General features: G+C 66.3%; 4 protein-coding genes. All 4 read right to left on the bottom strand.

The features are described 5' to 3' along the window. The coding region (locus AC2VNT_RS05975; protein WP_486945976.1) for an NHL repeat-containing protein at positions 1 to 550 on the bottom strand (550 nt) is incomplete at its 3' end. A 56-nt stretch (positions 551 to 606) separates the two neighbouring features. Continuing rightward, positions 607 to 1,791, bottom strand: coding sequence for a hypothetical protein (locus AC2VNT_RS05970; protein WP_486945975.1), 1,185 nt, complete (start codon positions 1,789 to 1,791; stop codon positions 607 to 609). Between the two features lie 8 nt (positions 1,792 to 1,799). Continuing rightward, positions 1,800 to 2,144 carry a hypothetical protein gene (locus AC2VNT_RS05965; RefSeq protein ID WP_486945974.1) on the bottom strand — a complete coding sequence of 115 codons (345 nt, stop codon included), beginning with the start codon at positions 2,142 to 2,144 and terminating at the stop codon, positions 1,800 to 1,802. 143 nt (positions 2,145 to 2,287) lie between these two features. Beyond that, complete coding sequence (locus tag AC2VNT_RS05960; RefSeq protein WP_486945973.1) at positions 2,288 to 3,157, bottom strand: MaoC/PaaZ C-terminal domain-containing protein; 870 nt, start codon at positions 3,155 to 3,157, stop codon at positions 2,288 to 2,290. Between the last annotated feature and the right edge of the window lie 150 nt (positions 3,158 to 3,307).

The following is a 3,307-nucleotide window of genomic DNA, read 5'->3' as shown; positions in this document are numbered from 1 at the left end:
CGGCGACGCCTTGCGGGAATGTCAGGTCGGCGACGGGCACCGAGGTCAGCCCGGCCGAGCCCGGCGGCAGTTTCTGTACCCCGCCGATCCCCATTTCGGTGAGGTAGAGGTTGCCGTGGTGATCGACCGCCAAATCGTTGGCGACGACGTTCACCAGCTCGGTTGGTGCGCGTCCGTCGGCTAGTTTGACGACGACACCGTCCATTTGTCCGCCGTTGGTGTGGTAGCTGACGTAGACGTCCCCGCGCGCATCCACCACGATAGACGTCGGTTGGACGGGCCTTCGTGTTTGTTTGAACGACAACGTGGCCAGTGTGGCCGTCGCTCCGCCGGCAAGCTTGAGCACCCGAGCGCTTTTCGCGTCAGTGGTGTAGACGGCGCCACTGCCGTCCACCGCCACCCCGGCCGGGCGTTCCACCCCGGTGAACGGCACCACCACCTGGCGGTAGTTTTTGGCCGGGGCGGCATCGGCCGGCCAGCTGACATCGGCCATCAAAACCAGCACCAAACCGGCCACCAGCGGTGCCCAACGCGCTGGTGTATTCAGCATTGGCTCATCCTAACTACTGGCGGGTGATGCCATGAGATGCGCCCGCGGGGCGGCTGCTATCCGACCGTGCTGTAGCCGGGCATCCCCGCCGATACCCGATTCTGAAGAAACGTCATCAGCTGTTGCCGGGTGCACGGGTACGGGATCGTAGTTCCATACGTGTTCAGGCCACCATTGCCCATTCGGTTCGAATCGTTGACCAGATACAACGTCTCCCCATTCGGGCCGGTATGAAGCCCGGTAACGGAAAGAAAATGGCCACCGCCTGGCTCCGGCGCCCCGTTCACGATAGCGAAATGCCCGGAGCGGAGATCCGCGTCCAGTTGGTTCATCAGCCCGGGAACGTCGTTCGACATGTGAGACGTCGAGTGCACACCAAACTGACTCAACTGTCGCGACATCAAGTCCGGCCCGCCGGGGAACCCGTAGTTTTCGCCGCCGGCGGTCGGTTGAACCCCTTGTTTTGCGGTAATTTGGTTGATCTCGGCCTTGGTCGGCCGAAAATGAAGCGGCATCCCGCCCATCATGCTGTCCTGTACGTCCGCCGGTAAGTTGATCTCCTTCCCGTTCGGACCCTCCCGTACGCCATACTCGTTCGCCAGGGCGCTGGCAATCGCCCACCGTGAACAATCGCCGCCGCCGTTCTCAACCGAGAATTGTGACCACTTCCCCACCTCTTCCTGCTCCTCCGGGGTGAGCTTGCTGCCATCCTGCTCCTGGGGAGGGCCACCGCCTCGCGGGGCCAGGGTGATCTGCGGACTGCCGGCGATGGCGGAGCGCACCGCGGCGGCCAGTTCCTCATCGGCCGTCACCGCCCTGGAGTGCAACGCGGTGAGCTTTTTCTGCCAGGACTGCGCGTCGGCTTTTTCGCCGAGCTCATTCTGACCGCTGGTGTCGATGGTCCAACCACTCTGAACAGCCCAATTGCTGCGATTCGCGACCTTTTGAATGGTCCACATGTCGTAGTAGCATCCCCGGACGTCGTCATAGGAACGCCTGACCACCGTCGCCACCGCCTGATACTCATACCCGGTGTCGTCGATATCGTGTCGCTGCTGACCCAGGTCCTCGTGCAACGCGTCGGCACCCTCACCGTGCCACTCGGCGAGCAGCTGCTGCGCATCCGCTAAATCGTCACCGAAAATCTCGGTCTTTTCATGCAGCCCGATCGTGCTCCCAAAAAGCTGCAGGATAATCCCCGGATCCCACCGCAAAACATCCTCGGGCGTCAACTCCGACACAACCAGACCTACCGATCAGCTGCCGTGTCTTTGCCGGCATCGACAATCGCGTCCAACACCGCACCGACCACCTGCGTCGCATCCGCATCCTGCGCCGAATAGGTCAACGCCGCATCGAACACATGCTGCGACGTCCCAGCAGCCCGCCGCAGATGATCGGCGTGGCGCTCCTGCCAGCGCGCCGCCGCGGCGGCCAACGCCTCCCGCGACGCCGGCCCGGTCCACCGCGCCAACGCCTCGAAGAACTCGTCATGATGCGGCAACGCCCCCGCCGCGAACCCCATCCCGGCCGCCTCCATCCGACCACCGGCCACATGCAAAACCGCCGGCTGGACCCGCAACTCCTCAGGCATCACCGCCTCCTCGCCCTGGCGCACGTTACAGACTAACCGAACCAGCCACCCGCAGGAACCATCCGGCCGCGAGCACCACCGCCCAGTCCACGCCGAGCCCACCGGCAGCCACCTTCGCCTCCGCTCCCGGGGCAAAGCCGGGCTCAGGCCCGGTACTCGGCCGCCCCGTCATCGAGGACGATCCTGGCGTTGCTGCCGTCGGCGCCGGCGGCCTCGGTGCGAAACACCGCCCGACCCGGCTCGGTGCGCCAGATCGAGGTGGTCAGCGTCTCACCCGGGAAGACCGGGTCGGTGAACCGGGCGTCGATCCCGGTGATCTTGGCGGCGTCGCCGCCGCCCAACTCGGCGACCAGCGCCCGGCCGGCGAAGCCGTAGCTGCACAGCCCGTGCAGGATCGGCCTCGGGAAACCGGCCAGAGTGGAGGCGAACCACGGGTCGCTGTGCAGCGGATTGCGGTCCCCCGACAGCCGATACAGCAACGCCTGATCCTCCCGGGTCGGGTAGCCGGTGCGCGCATCCGGCGCCCGGTCCGGGATCTGCGGGGCGGGCGGACGCTGGCCGGGCTCGCCGCCGAAACCGCCGGCCTTGCGGATCACCACAGTGGCCAGCGTCTCGGCGACCGGCTCAGACGTTGCCGGGTCGCTGCCGCGGGCGCGCAGCATCACGATCGCGTTCTTGCCCTCCCCCTTGTCCTGGATGTCGGCGACCTCGGCGACCACGCTGAGCTTGCCGGCCGGCGGCAGCGGGGCGAAGAGCTTCACCTGCTGCGAGCCGTGCAGCAGCAGCGCCGGGTTGAAGGTGCCGATCTTGCCGGCCGCGGCGAAACCCATACAGCAGATGACGGCGTAGGTGGGCAGCACCTGCTGGGCGACCTCGTGGCTGTTCTCGGTGGTGAACGCCAGATCCGCGGTGCCGGCGCCCACACCCAGGGCGTAGAGCATGGTGTCGCGGTCGCTCCACTCGAGCTGGGTGGGTTCGGTGGTGGCTCCGATGGCCGCCGGGTCCAGCGCCATTTGACTCTCCGTCCGACTGCGGCCCTGCCGACCTTTGGGTTCGACCACGCATCGAGCCGGTCCCGTGTCGCCCAACCATTCAGGGTGTGCCAGTGGTCAGCATACGACGGACCCTGCTGCGAGTCGGCTTGGTGTTGACGCACGACAACC

Source organism: Mycobacterium sp. TH-M15, assembly GCF_057473705.1.
The sequence above is the reverse complement of the archived record's forward strand: the minus strand, read 5'-3'. Positions and strand labels throughout refer to the sequence as shown.